Consider the following 22,676-nt stretch of genomic DNA (forward strand, 5'->3'; position numbering starts at 1 on the left):
GTGTGAGCCGACCCACAACGCAGCGCCGCGCCGCCGCGGGCGGCGGACCGCAGGGGCGGCTCAGTCGGCCGGGTCGACGATCCGGTAGCCCACGCCAGGTGTGGTGGCGATGACCACGGGGTCGCCGAGTTTGCGGCGCAGGCGGCTGATGGTCACCGTGACGGTGTTGGTGAACGGGTCGGCGTGCTCGTCCCAGACTTGTTCGAGGAGGTCCTCCGCGCTGAGGAAGGCGGGGCTCGCGTCCAGGAGGGCTTCGAGTACCGCGAACTCCTTGACGGAGAGGTTGAGCCGGCGACCGTCCCGGCCGGCCGTACGGTGCAGCGGGTCGAGTTCGATGCCCGCCGCGCGCAGAGTGCGGGACCGGGCGGCGGGGCGGCGGCGGGCCAGGGCGCGCAGGCGCAGGACGAGTTCGGGGAAATGGAAGGGCTTGGCCAGGTAGTCGTCGGCACCTTCGGTGCCCCGGGCCTGACGGGCAGCTGGTCCCCGGGCGCGTGGAGCGGCACACAGGTAGGCGGCGACGCCGGCACCTCCGGCAGCTACTCGAACACCGTCAAGGGCGGCTTCACCCGGACCGGCGACGGGTTCACCGGGGCCGGCGACATCGCACCGGTCATCGGCGGGCCCGTCATGGGCGGCGGCTTCTCCGTCGAGAACTTCCTCGTCGGTACGTTCGCCGGACTCGTCGTGGTGATCGCCGTGGGCACGGTGTTCATCACCGGCGAGTACCGGCACGGCCTGCTGCGTACGACCATGACGGCCGTGCCCCCGCGGGCCCGGGTACTCGGCGCCAAGGCCCTGGTGGCCGGCGGAGTCGCCTTCGCCATCGGCCTGGTCGCCGCCGCGATCACCATCCCGATCGGGAAGAGCGGCGCACTCGGCAGAGGCTTCCACGTCTTTCCCGTCCCGGCGGCGACCGAACTGCGCGTCATGGCCGGGAGGGACGTATGAATCTCCTCGGCGGCACGCCACTCGTCGGCAAGGCGGACGGCGCGTGGCGAGGGGACTTCGGCAACGCCCTGCGCGCGGAGTGGACGAAGCTGCGCACCGCCGGGGGAGCGGGATGGCTGCTCCTGCTCGCCGTCGCCCTGACCGTGGCCGTGGGCTGCGGCACCGCCAAGGCCGTGAAGTGCCCGGAAACGGGGTGCGGCCAGGACGCCGTCAGGCTCGCCCTGACCGGCGTCACCGCCGGGCAGGCGGTCGTCGCCGTCCTCGCGGTACCGGCCGTCAGCGGCGAGTACGGCACCGGGATGATCCGCACCACGCTCACGGCGGTGCCGAGCAGGATCACCGTCCTGACCGCCAAGGCGACAGTCCTCACCACGGTCGTCCTGGCCTGCGGGACGATCGCCGTCCTGGTCTCCCTTCTGGCCGGCCGCCACATCCTGCCCGGCAACGGATTCACCGAGGCGCACGGGTACGCCCTGTCCCTTGCCGACGGCCCGACCCTGCGCGCGGCCGCGGGCTCGGTCCTCTACCTCGGCCTGATCGCTCTGATCGGCCTCGGCGTGGCGACGGCGGTACGGGAGGCGGCGACCGCCATCGGGATCACACTCGGGCTGCTGTACCTCTTCCCGGTCGTCACGCAGGTGGTCCACGATCCGGAGTGGCAGCGTCACCTTCAGCAGATCGCGCCGATGACCGCAGGACTCGCGGTCCAGGCCACCGCCCACCTGCCCGGGCTGCCCATCGGCCCATGGGCCGGCCTGGGCGTGCTCGCCGCGTGGGCCGCGGCCGCGCTGCTGGCCGGCGGCCTGCTGCTGCGGAGGCGCGACGCGTAGCCACATCGAGCGGCGAAGTCGCCCCGGAGCCGACGCTCGGGGCTCGTGATCCGCCAGGACGGCGCGCTCGGGATACGGGCTCGGCTCGGGGCCGGCCGGCCTGCGCGGACGAGACGTGGCGAGCGCAGCCCGTGATCCTGCTTCGCTCGATCGGAGAGGCTGACGGGCGCGCCCCACGCGCATGACGAGGGCCCGTACGTGTCCCCTGACACGTACGGGCCCTCGTCGGCGTCCGGTGCGCCAGGACTACTCGACGACGAGCTCGACCTGGATGTTGCCGCGCGTGGCCTTGGAGTACGGGCAGAACGCGTGGGTCTTCTCGAGCAGCTCGCGGCCCGGCTCGCCCTGGAGGTGGTCGGGGAACTCGGCGCGCATGACGACCGCGAGGCCGAAGCCGCCGTCCGTCTCGTCCTTGCCGATGGAGACCTCGGCGGTGATCGAGGCGTCGGTGATGTCGATCTTCTCCTGGCGCGCCACGAGACCCATCGCGCTGGCGAAGCAGGCCGCGTAACCGGCGGCGAAGAGCTGCTCCGGGTTGGTGCCCTGGCCGTTGCCGCCGAGGGCCTGCGGGTGGGCGAGGGGGAGGTCGATGTGGCCGTCGGAGCTGACGGCGCGGCCCTCGCGGCCGTTGGCGGTGGCGACGGCGGTGTAGATCGCGTTCATGGGTCCTCGTTTCCGTACGCGGTCGGGGTCTGCATCAGACAGTAGCGCGCAATTCAGTTGTGCACAACTTAATGGCTCGCGATGAGATGTCCCGTACCCTGGAGCCATGGAGACGCTCGACACGAACCGGGACGAGGACTTCCTCCGGCTCGACCACCAGATCTGCTTCTCGCTGCACGCCGCGACCCGCGCCTTCAACGGCGTCTACCGCGCCGCGCTCAAGGACCTCGGGCTCACCTACCCCCAGTACCTGGTCATGCTGGTGCTCTGGGAGCACGGGGAGCTGCCCGTCAAGCGGATCGGCGAGCACCTGCGCCTGGACTCCGGGACGCTGTCGCCGCTGCTCAAGCGGCTGGAGGCGGCCGGATACGTCGAGCGGCGGCGCTCCGCGGAGGACGAGCGGTCCGTGACCGCCCGTCCCACCGAGGCAGGCACCGCCCTGCGGGAGAAGGCCCTCGCCGTGCCGAAGCGGATCGCCGCCGCGACCGGCATGGAGCTGGAGGAGATCCGCGGCATGCGGGCCCGGCTCAACGAGCTGGCCGCCCGGCTCGACAGTGTCGACCCGGACGACCTCGGCCCGTGCGAATAGGGGGCCCGTCCGCAGGACAGGCCCCCACTCGCGCTCGTCACTCGCCCGAAGTGATCCTGGGCACCTTCCGCAGGAGCGCGACCACCAGCACCGCCGTCAGCAGCGCGAACCCGGCGCTCAGCGCCGACGCCGACTGCAGGGCCATCGTGAACGCCTCCCGGGCCGTCGCGAGCAGCCCCTCTCCGGCCACCGCGGCCGCACCGCCCAGCGACTCGCGCGCCGCCGCCGGGGCGTCGCCCGGGACGCCGCTCCGGTAGACCGCCACCGCCACACTGCCGGTCACCGCGATCCCGAGCGCCAGCCCCAGGTCGTACGCCGTCTGACCGGTCGCCGCCGCCGCGCCCGCCTTCTCCGGCGGCGCCGCGCCGACCGCGAGGGCCGTGCCGAGGACGCTGATCGGGGCCGCCCCGAACATGATCACCGTGAGGCCCACGGAGGCCACGGCCACCCCGGAGGCCAGGGCCAGCGCCGCGTACCCGGCCAGCGAGACCAGCAGCCCGCCCACCAGGACGTACGCCGGACGGAAACGGCGGGCGAGCAGCGGGGTCAGCTGGGAACCGGCGATCAGACCGGCCGCGCCCGGCAGCAGCCACAGCCCGGCGTCGAGGGGCGAAAGACCGGCGACCGCCTGGAGGTACTGGGGGACCAGATACTCCACCCCGTTGAGCGCGGTCATCCCGAGCAGCAGGGTGAGCAGCGCGCCCGTGAAGGCCCGGTTCCGGAAGAGCCGGAGGTCGAGCAGCGGGGTTGCCAGCCGGTTCTGCCGCCGTACGAAGAGGAACGTGAAGGCGAGTCCGGCGGCGAACGCCGCGCCCGTCTCCGCCGTCGTGCCGTGGGCGGCCAGCGACTTCACTCCGTACACCAGCGGCAGGACCGCGAGCAGGAAGAGCGTGACGCTCGCGAGGTCCAGCCGGCCCGGGCGCGGATCGCGGTACTCGGGCAGCAGCACCGGGGCTGAGGCCAGGGCGATCAGCATGACCGGCAGCCCGATCAGGAACACCGACCCCCACCACCAGGACGCCAGCAGCACCCCGCCGACGACCGGTCCGATCGCGAGACCGACCGAGAGCGCCGTCACCCACATCGCGATCGCCGTGGTCCGCTGCCGGGCGTCGGTGAACATATGGCTGATCAGGGCGAGCGTGGAGGGCAGTACGGCGGCGCCCGCCACGCCCAGCAGGGCGCGCGCCGCGATCAGCGTCCCGGCGTTCGGCGCGTACGCCGCCAGGAGCGAGGCCAGCAGGAAGCCCGCCGAGCCCGCCACCAGCAGCCGCCGCCGGCCGAGCCGGTCGCCGAGCGTGCCCATGATGACCAGGGTGGAGGCGGTGAGGAAGCCGTAGATGTCGGTGATCCACAGCAACTGGGCGCCGCTCGGCCGCAGATCGGCCGCCAGGTAGGGGGTGGCGAGCCACAGCACGCCGAGGTCGGTCGTCATCAGGGTGACGGGGAGAAGGAGGACGGCGAGGCCGAGCCACTGGCGCGCGCCGGCCCTCTCCGGCGCCGGTGCGGTGGCCGCGGGGGACTCGGGGGAGTGGGTGGTGGTCATCGCGACAGCGCTCCGTCCAGTGCCGTGCCCGCCTCGGCGAGCAGCTCCCGCACCCGCTCCGTGCGCAGGTCCTTCGGTACGCCGGAGAGTTCGGTGCCGTACACGCTCCGCACCGACACGTCCCGGATCCCGCAGTACTCGGAGACGGCGACGCGCAGTTGGGTGTCCAGGACGGTGTCCAGACCCAGCTTCTCGATCTCCTCCTGCGAGTTGCCCAGCAGGGCCAGCCACACCATCCGCTTCTCCGCCAGCCTCGGCTTGCTGCGGCCGTAGGCGAAGCCGTAGTTCCACACCCGGTCGATCCATCCCTTCAGGACGGCGGGCGGCGCCATCCACCAGACCGGGAAGACGACCACGATGTCGTCGGCGGCCAGGATGCGGTCCATATGGGCATGGACCTCGGGGGTGTAGGTCTTCTCGCGGTCCTCCCAGTCCGGTTCGTCGGCCGGACGCAGGACGGGGTCGAACCCCTCGGCGTACAGGTCGAGTACGTCGACCGTCCCTCCCGTCCCGGTCAGACGGCCGTGGACGAGGCCGGCGACCTGGGCGGTGAGCGAGTCGGGGCGGGGGTGGGCGTGCACGAGGAGGGTGTGGCGGGTCATGACGGCTTCCTTCCGGTTGCTTCCGGGGGCGAGGGGATCAGAGACCGAGGCCGGAGCCGCCGCTCGCGTCGATGTTCTGGCCCGTCACCCAGCGGGCGTCGTCGGAGGCGAGGAAGCCGACGACATCGGCCACGTCCCCCGGCTGCCCCACCCGGTCGAAGACGGAGAACCCGGCGGCGTGCGCCTTGGCGGCCGGGTCGGCCATCCACGGGTGGATGTCGGTCTCGATCGTGCCGGGGGAGACCGCGTTGACGGTGATGCCCCGGGAGCCCAGGGTCTGGGCGAGGGTCAGGGTCAGCACCTCGACAGCGCCCTTGGAGGCGGCGTACGAGGTCATGCCGGGGAAGGCGACCTTGGTGACACCGGAGGAGATGTTGATGATCCGGCCGCCGTCGCGGAGCCGGCCGAGACCGTGCTTGACGATGAAGAAGGGCGCCTTGGCGTTGACCGCGAACACCCGGTCGTAGTCGGCCTCCTCGACCTCGTCGATCGTGCCGGGGCCGGCGATCCCGGCGTTGTTGACCAGGATGTCGACACCGTCGGCGTGTGCGTCGAAGGCCGTCCAGAGGGCCTCGGCGTCCCCGGGGACACCCAGTTCGGTACGGAGCGCGAAGGCGGAGCCGCCGGCCTCCTCGATCGCGGCGACCGTCTCCTTCGCGGCCGCCTCGTTGCTCGCGTAGTGGACGCCGACCCGGGCGCCGTCGGCGGCCAGACGGAGGGCGATCGCGCGGCCGATCCCACGGCTGCCGCCGGTGACGAGGGCGGTCCTGCCGGAGAGGGAGGTGGTGGACATGGGCTTCTCCTCGGGTGGGGCGTTCGGCCGGTGCTGCCGTCCGCCGGTGCGTCGTTCTCTTGACGGGGACGACTCTGCGGCGCGCCTGTTCGGGTCCGGCCCGGACCGTGTTCGGGTCCGGTTCGGACGGTGTTACGGCCCTGCTCAGACGGGGGGTTACGGTGGCCCCATGCGATTCGGGGTGCTGGGGGAGACGGCCGTACGGACCGAGGACGGGCGGCTCGTCCGGGTCCCGGAGCTCAAGGTGCGCGTCCTGCTCGCCTCCCTGCTCGTCGACGCGGGCCGGCCCGTCGCCACCCACCGGCTCGTCGACGACCTGTGGGGCGAGGAGCCGCCCGGCAACCCTCTGCGCGCCCTCCAGGCCAAGGTGTCCCAGCTCCGCCGCGTCCTGGAGGAGGCCGAGCCCGGCGGCCGGGACCTCGTCCTCTCCCGCGCTCCCGGCTACCAACTGGCGCTCCCGGAAGGCGCCTTGGACGCCGACCGGTTCACGGCGCTCGCCGCCCGGGCCCGGGCCGTACCCGACCCGGCCCGGCGTGCCGCGCTCTTCGCCGATGCCCTGGAGCTGTGGCGCGGGCCGGCGTTCGCCGACGCCGCCGACGAACCCTTCGCCAGGGCCGCCGTGAACCGGCTGGAGGAGGAGCGGCTCGTCGTGCGGGAGGAGGCGGCCGAGGCCCGCCTCGCCGCCGGGGAACACGCGCTCCTGGCAGGGGAGTTGGCCGAGCTCGTCGAACGGCATCCGCTGCGCGAGCGGCTGCGCGCCGTGCAGCTGCGCGCCCTGTACCGCTCGGGCCGCCAGAGCGAGGCGCTGGCGGCGTACGAGGACCTGCGCACCCGCCTCGCCGACGACCTGGGCCTTGACCCCAGTCCCGAACTGGTCGCGCTGCAAAGGTCGATCCTCCGCCAGGACCCCGCGCTGGACGCGGTGGCGGCGGCGCCCGGGACCGCGGGACCGACGGCGGGGGCGTCGTCCGGTACGGGGGCTTCCACCGCGCCCGAGGGGCAACGCCCGGGGGTGGAGGCCTCGGCCGCCGCGCCATCCGCGCCCAAGGTCGGCGAGGTCCGGGGAAACGTTCCCGTGCCGCTCTCCGGGCTCGTCGGACGGGAGGCCGCCGTCGCGGAGGTGTGCGGCCTGCTCACCACGCGACGGCTCGTCACGCTCACCGGACCCGGCGGCGTCGGCAAGACCCGGCTCGCGGTGGAGACGGCCCGGCGAGCGCGGGAGGACTTCCCCGACGGCGTCTGGATCGTCGAACTCGCCGGAGCCCGGAGCGATCTGGCCGAGGTCGTGGCCGCCACCCTGGAACTGCGCGACGACGGCGTCTGGGGCATCCTCCCGGACGGCCCGAGAGACGGTGCCCAGCGGATCGCGGAGGTCCTGCGCGGCAAGCGGCTGCTGCTCGTCCTCGACAACTGCGAGCACGTGATCGACGAGGCCGCCGGGCTGACCGAACTGCTGCTGCGCACCGCGCCCGGACTCGTCGTGCTGACGACGAGCCAGGAGCCCCTGGCGCTCGCCGGGGAGACCCTCTGGGCCGTTCCGCCGCTGACACCCGACAGCGCGGCCGAGCTCTTCGCCGCCCGGGCGACGGCGACCGCCCCCGGACTCGTCCTCGACGAAGCGGGCCGGGCGGCCGTGGAGGCCGTCTGCCGCCGCCTCGACGGCATCCCGCTCGCCCTCGAACTGGCCGCCACCCGCGTCCGCGCGCTCGGCGTCCACCGGCTGCTGGAACGGCTCGACGACCGGTTCCGGCTGCTCAGCGCCGGGCAGCGCGGTGCGCCCGCCCGGCAGCAGACGCTGCGCGGGGTCATCGACTGGAGCTGGGAGCTCCTGACGGAGCCCGAACGGACGGTCCTGCGCCGGCTCGCCGTGCACGCGGAGGGCTGCACGCTGGAGGCGGCGGAAGGGGTCTGCGGGGGCGAGGAGATCGCGCTCGGGGACGTACTCGACCTGCTCGTACGGCTGGTGGACCGCTCGCTCGTCGTCGCCGTCGACGGCAAGGACGGGCCGCGCTACCGGCTGCTCGAATCCGTGGCGGCGTACAGCCTGGAGCGGATGGCGGAGGCCGGCGAGACCGAGGCCGTACGACAACGGCACCTCGCCTACTACACGCGCCTCGCCCGCACCGCCGAACCCGAGCTGCGAGGGCCCGGGCAGCGCGCGTGGCTGGCGCGCCTGGACGCGGAGAGCGCGAACCTGCGCGCGGCCCTGGACCGGGCGGTGCGGCAGGACCTGGCGCGGGAAGCGCTGGGCCTCGTGGACGCGCTCGGCTGGTACTGGATCCGGGGCGGGCGGCTCGGCGAGGCGATCCGTTCGGTGAACGCGGCCCTCGGGACGGCCGGCGGTGACACCCTGCTGCGCGCCAGGGTCGAGGTCTGGCGGACCGGCCTCGCGGTCATGAGCGGCGACGGGACCGACCGGCGGCAGCGGATCGAGGGGGCCCTCGCGGCGTACGACGCGGCGACGCCCGGTGGGACGCCCGACCCCTGGCCGCGGTGGTTCCTGGCCCACGCGCTGTGCGGCACCGGAGGGCAGAGCGAGGGCGAGGAGCTCACCGGGGAGGCACTCGAAGGGTTCCGGGAAGTCGGCGACCGGTGGGGTGAGGCCGCGGCGTTCGCGGACCGGTCCGTCCAGCGGCTCCTCAGAGGGGACCTGGCCGGAGCGGAGGCCGACGCCACCTCGGGCGCCGAGCTGTTCGCGCGGCTCGGCGACACGTGCGGAGGGCTCTGGTCCGTCTACCCGCTGGCCACGGTGGCGGAGATCCGCGGCGAGTACGAGCGGGCCGCCCGGCTCAAGCGCGCCGCCCTGGACGCGGCCCAGAGCTTCGGACTGACCACCGACGTGCCCGACCTGCTGTCGGGCCTCGGCCGGACCGCGCTGCTCATGGGCGATCTGGCGCAGGCCCGTGCGTACCACCAGGCCGGCAGGGAGAAGGCCGTCGAGGTCGGCTTCCGGGCGGGCGAGGTCAACGCGGTCCTCGGCCTCGGCCTCGGCGCCCGCCGCGAGGGTCTCCTGGAGGAGGCCGAGGAGCACCTCCGGGAGGTCCTCGACTGGCACCGGCTGGTCGGGCTCGACGGAGCCAACGCGCTGATCCTCGCCGAGCTGGGCTTCGCGGCCGAGCTGCGCGGCGACGCGGAGGGGGCGCTGGCACTCCAGGAGGAGGGGTACGCGACGGCGCTGACGACGGGGGATCCGCGGGCGGTGGCGCTGGCGCTGGAGGGGCTCGCCGGCGCGCATGCCCTGGCCGGGCGCGGTGAAGGCGCGGCGGTGCTGTTGGGCGCGGCGTCGGCCCTGCGGGCCTCGACGGGCGCGCCGTTGCCTCCGGCGGAGCGGAGGGACGTGGAGCGGGTGGCTTCTTCGGCCCGGGCCCTGCTGAGCGAGGCCCCCTTCGAAGCGGGGCTGGCCCGGGGGGCCGGGTTGTCCGCGGAGGCGGCCGTGCGGGAGGTGCGGGTCCTGGGTGCACCGGCCCCGTAGGGCGCCGCGCTCGTGGCTCGTGATCGCCCGTCGCCCTGCGGGACGGCCGCGCCACAACGGGGCGGGCGGGGCGGCGGGAAATTGTAAGGAGCCCACCCTCCCCGCGTCCCTATACTCGACCCCATGTCCTCCCTCACGCTTCGGCGGGCCACCGCCGACGACTCCCGTCGGCTCAGCCGGCTCGTGCGGAAGTCCGCCGCCTATCGCGGGGACTACGCATCGATGGTCGACGGCTACACCGTCGGAGGGAGCTACATCGAGCACCACCCCGTCTTCGTCGCCGTCGACGAGCACGACCGCGTTCTCGGGTTCTACGCCCTCCTCCTCGACGAGGCCGAGCTCGACCTCGCCTTCGTCGCCGACGAGGCGCAGGGGCGCGGCATAGGCCGGCTCCTGATGGAGCACATGACCGCGCAGGCCCGTGCCGCCGGGCTCACCTCCGTACGGGTCGTCGCGCATCCGCCCGCCGAGGACTTCTACCTGCGTACGGGAGCCCGCCGCACCGGGACCGTCGAGCCCACCGGGCACATCCACTGGGCCAGGCCCGAGCTCCGGTACGACGTCGCGTGAGCGCCACCGAGAAGACCGAACGGCCCGACCGCCGCGTCTTCGCCGACCTCACCCCGCTCCGTACCTCCGCGCACTACCGCCGCCTCTGGTTCGGCAACACCGTCTCCTGGGTCGGCCAGGGCATGACCGCGCTCGCGGTCTCGCTCCAGGTGTACGAGATCACCCGCTCGCCGTTCTCCGTCGGGCTCGTCGGGCTGTGCTCCCTGGTCCCGCTGATCGTCTTCGGCCTCTACGGCGGTGCCATCGCCGACACCGTCGACCGCCGCAAGCTCGGGCTCGCCAGCGCCACCGGCTCCGCCGTGCTCTCCGTCGCCCTCGCCACGGCCGCGTTCGCCGGCTTCCACCAGGTCTGGTTCCTGTACGCGATCGTGGCCCTGCAGTCCGTCTGCGCCGCGCTCAACTCGCCCGCCCGGACGTCGATGATCCCGCGCCTGCTGCCGGCCGAGCAGCTGCGCGCCGCCAACGCGCTCAACTCGATGACGATGACGTTCGGCACGCTCGTCGGCCCGAGCCTCGGCGGCCTCCTCGTCGGCGTCGGCGGCTTCCAGACCGCGTACCTCATCGACGCCTTCGCCTTCTCCGCCGCCCTCTACGCGATGTGGCGCCTGCCCTCGATGCTCCCCGAACGGACCGGTACCAAGAGGGCGTCGGTCCTCGACGGGCTGCGCTTCCTCGCCACCCGGCCCAATCTGCGCATGACGTTCTTCTCGGACTTCTGCGCGATGATCCTCGCCCACCCCCGCGCCCTGTTCCCCGTCGTCGCCGTCCTCTGGTACGACGGCGACGCCACCACCACCGGACTCCTCGCCGCCGCCCCGGCCGCCGGAGCGCTCCTCGGCGGGGTCCTCAGCGGCTGGCAGGGGCGCATCCACCACCACGGACAGGCGATCCTGCTCGCCGTCGCCTGCTGGGGCACCGCGATCGCCGTCTTCGGCCTCACCCGCAACCTCTGGCTCGGGCTCCTCCTGCTCGCCCTCGCCGGCTACTCCGACACCGTCTCCATGATCTTCCGCAACACGATGATGCAGGTCGCGGCGCCGGACGAGATGCGGGGCCGGCTCCAGGGCGTCTTCATCGTCGTCGTCGCGGGCGGCCCTCGGCTCGGCGACTTCCTCGCCGGTTCGGTCGCCGATCTGACCTCGCCGGCCGTCGCCGTCACCGGAGGCGGAATCGCCTGTGTGCTCGCCATCGGTGTACTCGCCCTGTACGGGCGGGAATTCCGCCGTTACGACGCACGTCGTCCCACGGTCTGAGCTGGCGGTTCGCCGCCACGGCGCATAGCCGCCAGGCCGTACGGTATTCAACGGCCTCCGACCGGAACAGACTCCTCGCGGCGCCCGGAACCACCCCTTCCCCCGGGTGCCGAGGAGCGCGTCGATGATCAGACCTTCCGCAGGAGGAAGGGCCGGGCTGCTCGCCGTCGGCATCTCGCTGGTGCTGCTCACGGCAGGGCAGACCGCCGCTGCCGGGGGAGCCGCCACTCCCGCCGTACCCGACACCTTCAAGGGCTCCGCCGCGCAGAGCGCCACCGTCACGCTCATCACGGGAGACCGGGTCACCGTCACCGAACTGGGCGGCGGCAGGAAGACCGTCACCGTCGACCGGGCCGAGGGCGCCACCGGAGCCGTACGCAGCGAGATCTCCGACGGCCGGGTCACCGTCGTCCCCGACGAGGCCCGCCCCTACCTGGACTCGGGCGTCCTCGACCGCCGGCTCTTCGACGTCAGCGGCCTCATCGAGCAGGGCGTCACCGACGAACTGCCGCTGATCGTCACCCACGGCAGGGGCGCGCGCGCCGCCGCGCCGCGCGGCACCGAGACCGTACGCGCCCTGCCCAGCATCGGCGGCGCCGCGGTGGAGGCGACCGACCCGGCCGCGTTCTGGCGGTCGTTCACCTCGCCCACCTCCCGCTCCGCGGGCGGCAAGGTCTGGCTGGACGGCAGGGTCGAGGCCGCCATGGCCGAGTCCAACGCCCAGATAGGCACCCCGAAGGCGTGGGAGGCCGGGCTCACCGGCAAGGGCGTGAAGGTCGCCGTCCTCGACACCGGCGCCGACCTCGGCCACCCCGACCTGGCCGGCCGTGTCGCCGAGTCCAAGTCCTTCATCGAGGGCCAGGAGGTCGCCGACCGCGACGGCCACGGCACCCACGTCGCCTCCACCGTCGGTGGCAGCGGCGCCGGTTCGGAGGGCAAGGAGAAGGGCGTCGCGCCGGGCGCGACCCTCGCCGTCGGCAAGGTCCTCAGCGACGAGGGCTCCGGCACCGAGTCGCAGATCATCGCCGGCATGGAGTGGGCCGCCAAGGACATCGACGCGAAGGTCGTCTCGATGAGCCTCGGTTCGCGCGAGGGCAGCGACGGCACCGACCCGATGGCACAGGCCGTGAACAGCCTGAGCGCCGAGACGGGCGCCCTCTTCGTCATCGCCGCCGGAAACAGCGGCGCCCCCGGCACCATCGGCTCGCCCGGCGCCGCCGACTCCGCGCTCACCATCGGCGCCGTCGACTCCGCCGACCAGGCCGCCTACTTCACCAGCCAGGGACCCCGCTTCGGCGACCAGGCCCTCAAGCCCGACCTCTCGGCGCCCGGCGTGGACATCCTCGCCGCCCGCTCCCAACTGGCCTCCGGCACCGGGCTCTACACCACGATGAGCGGTACGTCGATGGCGACCCCGCACGTCGCCGGTGTCGCAGCGCTGCTCGCCGAGAAGCACCCCGACTGGACCGGCGCGCAGCTCAAGAACGCCCTGATGTCCTCGTCGAAGCCGCTCACCGACTCCGCCTACGCGCTCGGCGCCGGCCGGGTCGACGTGGCCGCCGCGATCGCCGCGGACGTCACCGCCACCGGCTCCGCCGACCTGGGCTTCTTCGCCTGGCCGTACGAGGAGAACAAGCCGGTCACGAAGACCGTCACGTACACCAACCACTCCGACTCCGCGGTGGAGCTGGACCTCGCGGTCGAGGGGATGCCCGCGGGTGTCGCGACCCTCGCCGACACCACGCTCACCGTCCCGGCCCACGGCATCGCGCAGACCACGGTCACCGGCGACGGCACGAAGGCCCCGGTCGGCAACGCCTCCGGCCGGATCGTCGCCTCGGCCGCCGGTACCCCCGTCGCGCACACCGCGCTCGGCCTGGTGAAGGAGGAGGAGCGCTACAACCTCACGATCCACGTCAAGGACCGTGACGGCGCCCCCAGCCCCGCCACCGTCGTCGTCAAGCAGCTCGCCGAGGGGCGGCACGACCCGTTCCCGGTGGCCGTCGGCGACTCGGGCACCCTCGAGCTCCGGCTGAAGCCCGACACGTACACCATCGACACCTTCCTCGACGTCCGCGGCTCCAAGGGCAAGGACTCCCTCGGTCTCGGCTTCCTCACCGACCCCGAGATCGTCCTCGACCGCGACCGCGAGATCACCCTCGACGGGCGTCAGCTCCGTGAGATCCGGGCCGAGGTCGAGAAGCGGACGGAGACCCGTCAGCTGCTCATGGAGTTCGACCGGGACGCCCACGGCGCCTCCTACGGCGGCGCGGTCCAGGTGCCGCCGAAGTACGACTCCGTCTTCGCCGCGCCCACCCGCAAGCCCGCCAACGGCACGTTCGAGTACCGGACGGTGTGGCGCCTGGGCAAGCCGGTCGTCGAGGCGAGCGTCGACGGCGACCGGCTGTCCGACGCCACCCCGCAGGCCGGTACCACGGTGCTCGAAGGGCGGCACAGGCTCGGTGTCGTCGACGCCGGCACCGGCACGGCCGCCGCGTACGCGGGCAAGAACGTCACGGGCAAGGCCGTCCTCGTCCGGGCCGGCGCGATCCCGAACACGGAGATCGCCCAGAACGCGCAGGACGCGGGCGCCAAGGCTCTGTTCGTCACGGACGACCAGCCCGGCCGGCTGATGTCCTGGTTCGGCACCGCCGAGTACGAGGACCGGCCGCTCGCCGTCTCCACGGTCAACTCCGCGGACGCCGCACGGCTTTCGGAGGCGGCCGCGCGCGGCAAGCGCATCGACCTGACCGGCACCCGCTTCACCCCGTACACCTACGACCTCTCCGAGGGGCACCCCGGAGCGATCGGCAAGGACCTCGTCTTCCGGCCCGACCGGGACGAACTGGCCACCATCCGCTCCGTGTTCCACATGCCCACGGGCAGGAAGGAGCTGGGCGGCGAGTTCCGCTACTCGATCACAGACACCTTCCCGGTCGGCTTCGGTTTCAAGGAGTACATCGCCTTCCCGACCGAGCGCACCGAGTACGTCTCCACCGGTACCGGCCAGGGCTGGCACGAGTCGGTCGACCTCGCCGACTCCCTGGAGCAGCGCGGGGGCATCAACTCCTACCGGGGCGGCAGCAGCCAGAGCCTCGCCTGGTTCGAGCCCGTCTGGCACCCCTGGCTCGGCACCGGCCTCGGCTGGGGCCAGGAGCGGTCCGGCAACCAGCTGCGGTTCAACACCCCCGGCTGGGGCGACTCCGGCCCCGACCACACCGGCTTCGGCAACGTGTGGAGCGACGACTCGCAGACCCAGTTCACCGAGGTCTACGTCAACGGAACGCGGGTCGACCGGAAGATGAGCTCGGGCGCCTACGCCTGGGACGCCCCGTCCGAGGAGGCGACCTACAAGGTCGTCACCGACACCACGATGGACCCGGCGCGCTGGCGGCTCTCGACCAAGGGCCACTCCGAGTGGACCTTCCGCTCCAAGGAGCCCGCGGCCGACACCACCGTGTACCTGCCGCTGATCAACCTCGGCTTCGACGTCGACACCGACCTCAAGGGCGATGTGCGCGGCGGAAGCCGGGTGCCCGTCGGGATCTTCGCCGAGTACGTGGAGGGCGCGACCGGCACCGGCAAGCTCGGTGGCGGCACGCTGGACGTCTCGTACGACGACGGCACGACCTGGCAGAAGGTCACCCTGCGTCCTTCCTCGCGCGGAGCGGCCTGGACCGGTGAGCTGCGGGTGCCGGACCACGCGCAGTTCATCTCCTTCCGGGCGGGCGCGTCCGACGACCGGGGCGGCTCGGTCGAGCAGGAGATCATCCGGGCGGTCGGGGTGAAGTAGCCCCAGGAGTCCTGGAGACGGGGGAGTCCCGGCGCGGCGTACTGCCGTACCGGGACTTCCGTCGTCCGGCCGTCAGTCGCCGCGCGTCACGACCCCGCGCACGATCCCCAGGTCCACCAGGTCCTGGGGCCGCAGCCGGAGCTGGTCGGCGGTGGCCGGGGCCTGGTCGTCGGGCCTCTTGAGGATGGCCGAGGCGAGTTCGGGGGCGATGACCGAGAAGTAACCGTCGGGCGTGGCCCAGGTGTTGTCCCGCGCGGCAAGCGCCAGGGCTCCGCCCGAACCGCCCTCGCCGACCAGGAGCGAGGTCACCGGCACCCGCGCCTCGGCGACCGCGGTGAACGCGTCCGCGATGGCCGGCCCCGCCCCGGCCCGTTCGGCCTCGGCGTCGTTGGCGGCGCCCGGGGTGTCGATCAGCGTCAGCACGGGGATCCCGAGCCGGTCCGCGAGCCGGACCAGCCGGGCGACGGTCCGGAAGCCCGAGGGCCGCGTCGCCGACCCGTCCTGCGCGGCGTACGCGACGGTCCGTCCCTCGTGGAGGCCGAAGCCGCACTCCACCCCGGGGTCCACCCCGCCCGCCCGGTCGCCGCGGACGGTCGCCCGGGCGGTGAAGTAGGCGTCCAGATAGGCCCCGGCGCGGGGGCGGCCGGACGACCGGGCCCGTACGACGGCCTCCCAGCCGCTGCCGGGCGGCGCGGCCTCGGTGAGCGCGCGGGGCGGGGGAGCCGGGAGGGGAGCCGGGGAGCCGTCCTCGGGGACCGTCAGCAGACGCAGCCACAGGGAGAGCATCGTCCGCAGCTCCTCCGGGGCGACGAGCGCGTCCACATGCCCGTACTCCCACTGGCTCTCCGCCGTGTACGCGGCCGGGTCGGCGTCCCGCGGGCGGACCCGGGAGCCGGCGAACGCCACCTGGGCGGAGGGGAGGGCGAGGACCACGTCGGCGCCCGCACCGACGGTCGCCCAGCCGCCGCCGGTGGACGGGTCGCGCAACACCGTGACATGGGGGACGCCGGCGCCCCGCAGCCGAACCGTCGCCTCCGCCACGCGCTGGAGCTGGGCCAGGGCGATCATGCCCTCCTGCATCCGGCTGCCGCCCGTCGCCACCAGCGACACCAGCGGGACCCGCGCCTCCATGGCCGCGCGGTACGCGGCGACGAGCCGATCGCCGGCCGCCTGCCCGAGCGAGCCGCCGAGGAAGCCGAACTCGAAGGCGACCAGGACCACCCGGCGCCCGTCGACCGTCGCACGCCCGTGCAGCACGGACTCCTCCTCGCCGGTCCCGGCGGCCGCACGCGCGCGTGCGGCGTCGTACCCGGACCAGCCGATCGGACCGTCGGCCGGCGGTGGCGTCGGCGGGGCCGGGGTCCGTAGCGGGGTGAAGTCGTCGGTGACCAGCGCGATCACCTCGCGGGCCTTGAGGCGCTCAGCCATCGAGGGCCCCCGGGAGGGCCTTCTTCAGGAGCTTGCCCATGTCGTTGCGGGGCAGCGCCCGGAGGAAGTGGACCGTGCGCGGGCGCTTGTGCGGCGCGAGGAGCCCGGCGACATGGTCCGCCAGTTCGTCGGCCGTCGGCGGCTTCTCCGCGTCGGCCGGCACCACCCAGGCCACGATCCGCTCCCCGAGATCCGGGTCCGCAGCACCGGTCACCGCGGCCTCCCGCACCGCCGGATGGTCCAGGAGCGCGTTCTCTATCTCGCCGGCGCCTATCTTGTATCCGCCGCTCTTGATCAGGTCCGTGGCCTTGCGGCCCACGATCCGTACGTACCCGTCGGGTTCACGGACCGCCATGTCGCCCGTGCGGAACCAGTCCCCCTCGAAGGCGGCCGCCGTCGCGTCCGGCCGGTTCAGATACGCGGTGAACAGGTTCGGCCCCTTGACCTGGATCTCGCCGACGCTCTCCCCGTCGTACGCCCCGATCTCCGTGCCGTCCTCCTCCACGAGCCGCAGCTCCACGCCCCGGAGGGGGAGCCCGACGGACCCGGGGCGCGGGCGGGAGCCCACGGGGACGGAGGTGTTCATGAGCGTCTCGGTCATGCCGTACCGCTCGATCACCGTCCGGCCCGTCGCCGCCGTGATCCGCTCGTGGTCGTGGACCGGCAGCGCCGCCGAGCCCGAGACCAGCAGCCGCGCCGCGGCCAACGCCCGTACCAGCGCCGGATCGTCACCGAGCGCGTCCGCGATCCGGTGGTACATCGTCGGTACGCCGAACAGCATCGTGCCGCCGCCCGCGCCCAGCTCCCGCGCGACGCCCTCGACGGAGAACGTGCCGAGGTGGCGAACCGATCCGCCGCGCCGCAGCGGGCCGAGGACCCCCAGGATCAGCCCGTGGACGTGGAACAGCGGCAGCGCGTGCACGAGCACGTCGTCCGAGGTCCACGCCCAGGCCTCCTCCAGCGCGTCGAGGGAGGCGGCGACGGCGCGGTGGGAGAGCACGACACCCTTGGGCGGGCCCGTGGTGCCGGAGGTGTAGACGATCAGGGCGGGCGACTCGGCGTCCACCGGCTCCCCGTACGCCGGCCCCCGCTCCCGCACGTCGACGTCGATCCGGGGCAGCGCCGCGAGTCCCGCCGGCAGAACGTCCTCCGGGCCCGCGAGGACCACCCCCGGGGCGCTGTCGCCGAGGATGTGCGCCAGCTCCCGCTCCCCGGTGCGCGGGTTGAGCGGGATCGCCGGTACGCCGGCCAGCAGCGCGGCCACCACGCCTACGGCCGTCCCGGCGGTCGGCGTGGCCCAGACGGCGACCCGTCCCGCGCCCTCGATCCGCGCGGCCAAAGCCCCGGCGGCCCCGGCCAGTTCCTGGTACGTCAGGGCGTCCGCGCCGAAGCGCAGTGCGGGTTGGTCCGAGCCGGCCACCAGGGCCGGGAAGAGCGCGCTCAACGGTCGTCCTCCTCGCGTAGCGGGATGCGAGAGGCATTCTTCCCCTCGCTCAGGGGCGGCGCGCTGCGACCTTGCTCACCTCAGGGGAGCCGCCGCCGTCCTCGGCCGGCCGGATCGTCCGCATCCGCCCGTACGCGTACACGCAGCCCGCGAGCGCCAGGTCGGACAGGAGCATGAAGCCGATCGAATAGGAGTCCTTGGCGCTGTAGATCGCGCCCATCACCAGCGGCGGCACGAACCCGCCGAGTCCGCCCATCGCGCCGACGATGCCGGTGACGCTGCCGACCTGCGGCTGCGGGGTGACCTGGGAGACCAGCGCGAAGACCGATCCGCTCGCCGTGCCCAGCCCGGCGGCCATGCAGAGCAGGGCGATCGTGCCGCCCGGGTCGAGCGGCGGGTCGAAGGCCTGGACGATGGCGAAGAGGGCGGCGAGGCCGAGCGCGGCGGCGGTGACGAGCGCCGGGTGGATCCGGTCCGAGAACCAGCCGCCGATCGGCCGGAAGACGACGGTGACGAGGGCGAAACCGGCGGCCTTGGTGCCGGCGTCGGTCGGGTCGAGCTCGTACCAGGTCTTCAGATACGTCGGCAGGTACACCCCGAACGCGACGATGCCGCCGAAGCCGATCGCGTACAGCGCCGACAGCTCCCATGTCACCCGCAGCCGGGCCGCCTTGCCCAGCCGGGAGCCGAGGGAGGCCGTGGGGACCGGCCGGCCGGGGCGGTCGGCGATCAGGAACACGGCGAGGACGGCGTACGCGGCGAGGGCGATCGCGACGACGACGAACGGCAGGTTGGCGCCGTGCTCGGCGATGCGCGGCGTGAAGTACCCCGAGAGCGCCACACCGCCCATGCCCATGCCGAAGACGCCCAGCGCAAGGCCCCTCTTGGCGGGCGGGAACCACGAGTTGACCAGCGGGATGCCGATGGCGAAGGTCGTGCCGCCGAGACCGAGGAGGAAACCGACCGCGAGCATCGCGCCGTACGAGTCCCTCGCCGGGATCAGCAGCAGGACGGGCACGATCGTGAGCGCCGACACCAGGGGGAACATCACCTTGGCGCCGTAGCGGTCGGTGAGCGCACCGGCCGGGATCCGGCCCAGCGAGCCCACCAGGACCGGGACGGCGACGAGCAGCGACTGCTGGAACGAGCTGAGGTTCAGCCGGTCTCCGTAGTCACCGGCCAGCGGCGCGATCAGGTTCCACGCCCAGAACGTGAGGGTGAATCCGATCGTGGCCATGACCAGGTTCCGGTAGGCGGTGCCGGAGGGTCTCTCGAGGGTGTCCACGTGATCAGTCAAGTTCGCGGAGACGGGCGGGGCGCGCCGGATTGGGCCGTACGGGGGCGCGTCCGGGGCCCCGGACGGCTTCCGTTACGGCCAGGCGACGGTCGTCGGCGGGCGGCCGTCGTCCCTCACCACCAGGCGGGGGCCCTCCGGGGCCGCCGCCACCTCGACACTGATCGCCGTGACGCCCGGCCTGCGGTGGGCGGCCGCCAGCGCGCCGCGCAGGGCCGAGAGGAGCCGGTCGGCGTCGGCGGGCTCGACGAGCGTGTCGACCGCGCCGGAGAAGTGCACCGAGGGCTGGAAGCCGAGCAGCACGGAGGCCCCGCCCGTCTCGCGCAGGACCCGCCCCCGGAACGTCGTCGGCGCGTTTGCGGGCGGCTGCTGGAGGGCGAAGATGGCCGTCCGCACCTCCTGGATCGTGGAGTCCAGCTCGTCCACGGCCCGCGCGAGCAGGGCGCTCTCCTCGGGGTCGGCCCCCGCCTCTTCGGGGCTCGCGCCGGCGGCCGCGCGCCGGCGGGTCGACTCCAGCATCATCTCGGTCGCGAAGAGCCGCTGGACCACGAGATCGTGCAGGTCACGGGCGATCCGGTCGCGGTCCTCGTACACCGCGAGCTGCTCCCTGTCGTGCTGCGCGTCCGCCAGGACCAGCGCGAGCGCCGCCTGGGAGGCGAACTGCGAGGCGAGCAGCCGCTCCACCGCCGTGTAAGGGCGTCCGCCGCGCCGCCGGGGGAGGGCGAGGGTGCCGATGAGACGGCCCCCGCTCTGCAGCGGCAGCATCATCGACGGCCCGAACCGCGACCGTACGTGCGTCGTCATCCGAGGATCGGTCGCCGAGTCGTCGAGGAACACCGGCTCCCCGCCGAGCAGTTGCTCCAGGACCGGCGACCCCGGCGCGATCGTCGTGCCGACCAGGTCGCCCGGGTCGTCCACCGTCGACGCCGCCACGATCTCCATCCCGCCCTCCTCGGTGGGCTGGAGGACGACGCCGGCCGAGGCGTCGGCGAGCAGCCGCGCCCGCTCGGCGACCGCCATCAGCGCGTCCGCCGCCGGCTCCCCGGTGAGCAGAGCCGTCGTCACCGCCGCCGCTCCCTCGATCCAGCGCTCGCGCTGCCGGACGGTCTCGTACAGCCGGGCGTTGCCGATGGCGATGCCGGCCTGCGAGGCGAGGACGCGCAGCATGGCCAGGTCCTCGTCGGTGAACGGGCCGCCGTGCTTCTCGGTGAGGTAGAGGTTGCCGAAGACCTCGGTGTGGACGCGGATGGGGACGCCGAGGAAGGAGTGCATCTCAGGATGCCCCTCGGGCATCCCGCCGGAGCGCGGATCCGCCGTCAGATCGTCCAGCCGCAGCGGCTGGGGGTCCTGGATGAGCACGCCGAGGAGCCCGCTGTGGCCGTCGGGAAGCCGGGGGATCCGCTGCCGCTCGGCCGCCGTCATCCCGGCGGTGAACAGCTCGGTGAGCCGGCCGCGCTCGGGGTCGACGACCCCGAGCGCTCCGTAGCGCGCGCCGATCAGTTCGATCGCGGAGTCCACGATGTGCTGGAGCGTGGCCCGCAGTTCGAGATCGGTGCCGACACTCAGGACCGCCTGGAGGAGGAGGGGCAGACGGGGGGCCGGTTCGTCGTCCTGGGCCTTGAGTGACATGGGACCATTGTCGGGCAGACCGGCCGATCGTGACGGTCAGTGGGTGTCGGCCAGCGGGTCGAGGACCATCGGCTGGATCTTGCCCTCCAGCATCGCGCCGAGCCCGAGGATCGCGCACACGTCGGGGCGTTCGGCGATGGCCACGGGCATGCCGGTCGCCTCGCGCAGCATCTGGTCGAGGCCGGGGAGCAGCGCGCTGCCGCCCACCATCATGACGCCGCGCTCGGCGAGGTCGGCGACGAGGTCGGGCGGGCAGTCGCGCAGGATCTTGCCGATGCCGTCGAGGACGGCGGTCAGCGGGGTGTGGATCGCCTGCCGTACGGCGGCGGTGTCGACGGTGACCGAGCGGGCGAGGCCGGTGGCCACGTCGCGGCCGTGGATCTCGGTGTAGCTCGGGCCCTGGAGGGTCAGGCCGTTGCCGCTGAGGGCGAGTTGCAGGGGGCGGACGGACTGGCTGGGCAGCATCAGCTCGTGCTGGTGGCGCAGGTGCTGGATGACGGCGTGGTCGATGGCGTCGCCGCCGACGGGGATCCGCTCGGCGGTCACGATGGAGCCGAGGGAGAGCACGGCGACCTGGGTCGTCGCCGCGCCGCAGACCATGATCATGGTCGCGGTGGGCTGCTCGACGGGAAGTCCGCAGCCCACGGCGGCCGCGATCAGGGTGTCGACCAGCTCGACCCGCCGGGCGCCGAGCCCGACGAGGGTCTCCACGGTGGCGCGCTGGGCGAGCGGGTCGCTGTCGTGCGGGGTGCTGGCGGCGGCGCGCAGCCGGGGCTTGCGGCGCAGCTGGCGGCGGAGCTTCTCGCCGAGGAGGTGACGGAGCATCCGCTGGGCCATCTCGATGTCGACGACGGTGCCGCCGGAGACGGGCCGCACGACGCGGATGTAGTCGGGGGTGCGGCCGGTCATCTTCTCGGCGAGGGCGCCGACGGCGATGAGGGCGCCGGTACGGGTGTTCACGGCGGCGACACTGGGCTCGTCGACGACGAGCCCGGCGCCCTTCACGAAGACCCGGGTCCGGGCGGCCCCCAGGTCGACGGCGACATGGCAACGGCGCAGCTGCTCAAGGCTGACGGTCACGGCAGATCCTCCGGAGTGCGGTGCTGGCACGGAGCGAGGCATGAGCGCTCGGGCGCCCTTGTTCGCATCGTGCGACCCCCGCACCCCCGGCGCGCGCTGGGCTGAGCCGCCCGGGGGTGCACCTCCGCCTGACGGCGGCTCAGCGGGGCGCGTGCACGTCGCGGTGGCGGGCTCGGGTCAGAGGAGACGTTGGAAGAGGCCCCAGGTGAATTCCGCCGCGCGGGGGGTGCCGTCCGGGAGCGTGAAGTCCAGCCGGAGACGCGTCGGGGCGCTGCCTTCGCGTGCCCGAGCCGGGGGGAAGGCGTTGCCGACCTCGGCGAGGGTGCAGCCCCAGGGCCGCAGGTCGGACTCGCCGCGCAGCTCGGGCACCGGGGCGCCCGGCGCGCGGACCAGGCCGCTGCCCCAGACCGCCGCCCGCTCTCCCACGATCACCTGCCACCGCAGCTCCGGCCAGAGCGGAAGCTCCCACTCCAGCAGCTCCGCCGCCGACCTCGGTACCGCGCGCCGCGCCACGGGCTCGCCCAGGACGGACCGGTAGCGGGCCGACTCCCCGCGCCCTCCGCGGCCGTGCGCCCATGCCTGCCAGCGGCGGTTCGCCTCACGCGACTCGGCCCTGGTCGCCCCCAGCTCCCGGAGCGCGTCCTCGACCAGATCCGGCTGGTGGTCGGCCATGCGGCGCAGCAGGACGAGCTGGAACTCGCGGGGCCCGAAAGGCTCGGACGGTGTCATGAGCCCATCCTGC

Annotated in this window: 17 protein-coding genes and 1 pseudogene; 7 read left to right on the top strand and 11 right to left on the bottom strand. The window is 73.8% G+C overall.

What is annotated here, in order from left to right; translation table 11 throughout:
* Positions 1 to 60: 60 nt before the first annotated feature.
* A pseudogene (locus ACZ3OF_RS06200) lies at positions 61 to 456 on the bottom strand (winged helix-turn-helix domain-containing protein); the annotation flags it as partial.
* Between the two features lie 240 nt (positions 457 to 696).
* Between ACZ3OF_RS06200 and ACZ3OF_RS06205 the strand changes: the two are divergent.
* Both ACZ3OF_RS06205 and ACZ3OF_RS06210 read left to right on the top strand, forming a co-directional pair.
* On the top strand, positions 697 to 948 hold the full coding sequence (locus tag ACZ3OF_RS06205; protein ID WP_361674773.1) for a hypothetical protein: 252 nt from the start codon (positions 697 to 699) through the stop codon (positions 946 to 948).
* Entirely contained in the window at positions 945 to 1,778 is an 834-nt protein-coding gene (locus ACZ3OF_RS06210) for an ABC-2 transporter permease (RefSeq protein ID WP_467303125.1), read from the top strand. Before ACZ3OF_RS06205 ends, ACZ3OF_RS06210 begins: the two co-directional genes overlap by 4 nt.
* A 246-nt stretch (positions 1,779 to 2,024) precedes the next feature.
* On the opposite strand, the gene ACZ3OF_RS06215 is transcribed toward ACZ3OF_RS06210, so the two are convergent.
* Positions 2,025 to 2,441 (bottom strand): organic hydroperoxide resistance protein, encoded by a 417-nt coding sequence (locus ACZ3OF_RS06215; RefSeq protein ID WP_260226412.1) that lies wholly within the window; start codon positions 2,439 to 2,441, stop codon positions 2,025 to 2,027.
* 106 nt (positions 2,442 to 2,547) lie between these two features.
* Here ACZ3OF_RS06215 and ACZ3OF_RS06220 point away from each other — a divergent pair, with 106 nt between their 5' ends.
* Positions 2,548 to 3,030, top strand: coding sequence for a MarR family winged helix-turn-helix transcriptional regulator (locus ACZ3OF_RS06220; protein WP_361593916.1), 483 nt, complete (start codon positions 2,548 to 2,550; stop codon positions 3,028 to 3,030).
* A 37-nt stretch (positions 3,031 to 3,067) separates the two neighbouring features.
* On the opposite strand, the gene ACZ3OF_RS06225 is transcribed toward ACZ3OF_RS06220, so the two are convergent.
* The 3 genes from ACZ3OF_RS06225 to ACZ3OF_RS06235 are packed head-to-tail and all read right to left on the bottom strand — an operon-like array spanning position 3,068 to position 5,971.
* Positions 3,068 to 4,576 carry an MFS transporter gene (locus tag ACZ3OF_RS06225; protein ID WP_467303129.1) on the bottom strand — a complete coding sequence of 503 codons (1,509 nt, stop codon included), beginning with the start codon at positions 4,574 to 4,576 and terminating at the stop codon, positions 3,068 to 3,070.
* Positions 4,573 to 5,178, bottom strand: a complete 606-nt coding sequence (locus tag ACZ3OF_RS06230; protein ID WP_361674778.1) for an NAD(P)H oxidoreductase — start codon at positions 5,176 to 5,178, stop codon at positions 4,573 to 4,575. The genes ACZ3OF_RS06225 and ACZ3OF_RS06230 overlap by 4 nt, the downstream gene beginning before the upstream one ends.
* Positions 5,179 to 5,215: 37 nt before the next feature.
* Positions 5,216 to 5,971 carry an SDR family oxidoreductase gene (locus ACZ3OF_RS06235; protein ID WP_467303132.1) on the bottom strand — a complete coding sequence of 252 codons (756 nt, stop codon included), beginning with the start codon at positions 5,969 to 5,971 and terminating at the stop codon, positions 5,216 to 5,218.
* A 169-nt stretch (positions 5,972 to 6,140) separates the two neighbouring features.
* On the opposite strand from ACZ3OF_RS06235, the gene ACZ3OF_RS06240 reads away from it, so the two are divergent.
* From ACZ3OF_RS06240 to ACZ3OF_RS06255, 4 genes are all read left to right on the top strand, one after another.
* Complete coding sequence (locus ACZ3OF_RS06240) at positions 6,141 to 9,443, top strand: AfsR/SARP family transcriptional regulator (protein ID WP_467303134.1); 3,303 nt, start codon at positions 6,141 to 6,143, stop codon at positions 9,441 to 9,443.
* Positions 9,444 to 9,566: 123 nt separating this feature from the next.
* Positions 9,567 to 10,013: a GNAT family N-acetyltransferase gene (locus ACZ3OF_RS06245; RefSeq protein WP_467303135.1), complete on the top strand. Its 447-nt coding sequence runs from the start codon at positions 9,567 to 9,569 to the stop codon at positions 10,011 to 10,013.
* The gene (locus ACZ3OF_RS06250) at positions 10,010 to 11,266 is read left to right on the top strand and encodes an MFS transporter (protein WP_467303136.1); all 1,257 of its coding nucleotides are present in this window, start codon (positions 10,010 to 10,012) and stop codon (positions 11,264 to 11,266) included. Before ACZ3OF_RS06245 ends, ACZ3OF_RS06250 begins: the two co-directional genes overlap by 4 nt.
* A gap of 124 nt (positions 11,267 to 11,390) precedes the next feature.
* Positions 11,391 to 15,059, top strand: a complete 3,669-nt coding sequence (locus ACZ3OF_RS06255) for a S8 family serine peptidase (RefSeq protein WP_467303138.1) — start codon at positions 11,391 to 11,393, stop codon at positions 15,057 to 15,059.
* 72 nt (positions 15,060 to 15,131) lie between these two features.
* Here ACZ3OF_RS06255 and ACZ3OF_RS06260 read toward each other — a convergent pair whose 3' ends face one another.
* The 6 genes from ACZ3OF_RS06260 to ACZ3OF_RS06285 all read right to left on the bottom strand — a co-directional run bounded on the left by ACZ3OF_RS06260 (position 15,132) and on the right by ACZ3OF_RS06285 (position 22,663).
* The gene (locus tag ACZ3OF_RS06260; RefSeq protein ID WP_361674789.1) at positions 15,132 to 16,487 is read right to left on the bottom strand and encodes a carboxyl transferase domain-containing protein; all 1,356 of its coding nucleotides are present in this window, start codon (positions 16,485 to 16,487) and stop codon (positions 15,132 to 15,134) included.
* Complete coding sequence (locus ACZ3OF_RS06265) at positions 16,480 to 17,931, bottom strand: acyl-CoA synthetase (RefSeq protein WP_467303141.1); 1,452 nt, start codon at positions 17,929 to 17,931, stop codon at positions 16,480 to 16,482. Before ACZ3OF_RS06265 ends, ACZ3OF_RS06260 begins: the two co-directional genes overlap by 8 nt.
* 49 nt (positions 17,932 to 17,980) lie before the next feature.
* Positions 17,981 to 19,168: an MFS transporter gene (locus ACZ3OF_RS06270; RefSeq protein WP_361675178.1), complete on the bottom strand. Its 1,188-nt coding sequence runs from the start codon at positions 19,166 to 19,168 to the stop codon at positions 17,981 to 17,983.
* Positions 19,169 to 19,300: 132 nt separating this feature from the next.
* Positions 19,301 to 20,854 carry a sensor histidine kinase gene (locus ACZ3OF_RS06275; protein WP_467303143.1) on the bottom strand — a complete coding sequence of 518 codons (1,554 nt, stop codon included), beginning with the start codon at positions 20,852 to 20,854 and terminating at the stop codon, positions 19,301 to 19,303.
* 36 nt (positions 20,855 to 20,890) lie between these two features.
* Entirely contained in the window at positions 20,891 to 21,934 is a 1,044-nt protein-coding gene (locus tag ACZ3OF_RS06280; RefSeq protein WP_361674795.1) for a rod shape-determining protein, read from the bottom strand.
* Positions 21,935 to 22,111: 177 nt separating this feature from the next.
* Positions 22,112 to 22,663 carry a hypothetical protein gene (locus ACZ3OF_RS06285; protein WP_361674797.1) on the bottom strand — a complete coding sequence of 184 codons (552 nt, stop codon included), beginning with the start codon at positions 22,661 to 22,663 and terminating at the stop codon, positions 22,112 to 22,114.
* Between the last annotated feature and the right edge of the window lie 13 nt (positions 22,664 to 22,676).

Source organism: Streptomyces sp. NPDC022552 (genome assembly GCF_055561875.1).

Coding starts and splice junctions, on each gene's coding strand:
- ACZ3OF_RS06210 (WP_467303125.1), top strand. CDS start 945: ATGAATCTCCTCGGCGGCACGCCACTCGTCGGCAAGGCGGACGGCGCG.
- ACZ3OF_RS06215 (WP_260226412.1), bottom strand. CDS start 2,441: ATGAACGCGATCTACACCGCCGTCGCCACCGCCAACGGCCGCGAGGGC.
- ACZ3OF_RS06220 (WP_361593916.1), top strand. CDS start 2,548: ATGGAGACGCTCGACACGAACCGGGACGAGGACTTCCTCCGGCTCGAC.
- ACZ3OF_RS06225 (WP_467303129.1), bottom strand. CDS start 4,576: ATGACCACCACCCACTCCCCCGAGTCCCCCGCGGCCACCGCACCGGCG.
- ACZ3OF_RS06230 (WP_361674778.1), bottom strand. CDS start 5,178: ATGACCCGCCACACCCTCCTCGTGCACGCCCACCCCCGCCCCGACTCG.
- ACZ3OF_RS06235 (WP_467303132.1), bottom strand. CDS start 5,971: ATGTCCACCACCTCCCTCTCCGGCAGGACCGCCCTCGTCACCGGCGGC.
- ACZ3OF_RS06240 (WP_467303134.1), top strand. CDS start 6,141: ATGCGATTCGGGGTGCTGGGGGAGACGGCCGTACGGACCGAGGACGGG.
- ACZ3OF_RS06245 (WP_467303135.1), top strand. CDS start 9,567: ATGTCCTCCCTCACGCTTCGGCGGGCCACCGCCGACGACTCCCGTCGG.
- ACZ3OF_RS06255 (WP_467303138.1), top strand. CDS start 11,391: ATGATCAGACCTTCCGCAGGAGGAAGGGCCGGGCTGCTCGCCGTCGGC.
- ACZ3OF_RS06260 (WP_361674789.1), bottom strand. CDS start 16,487: ATGGCTGAGCGCCTCAAGGCCCGCGAGGTGATCGCGCTGGTCACCGAC.
- ACZ3OF_RS06270 (WP_361675178.1), bottom strand. CDS start 19,168: ATGGCCACGATCGGATTCACCCTCACGTTCTGGGCGTGGAACCTGATC.
- ACZ3OF_RS06275 (WP_467303143.1), bottom strand. CDS start 20,854: ATGTCACTCAAGGCCCAGGACGACGAACCGGCCCCCCGTCTGCCCCTC.
- ACZ3OF_RS06285 (WP_361674797.1), bottom strand. CDS start 22,663: ATGACACCGTCCGAGCCTTTCGGGCCCCGCGAGTTCCAGCTCGTCCTG.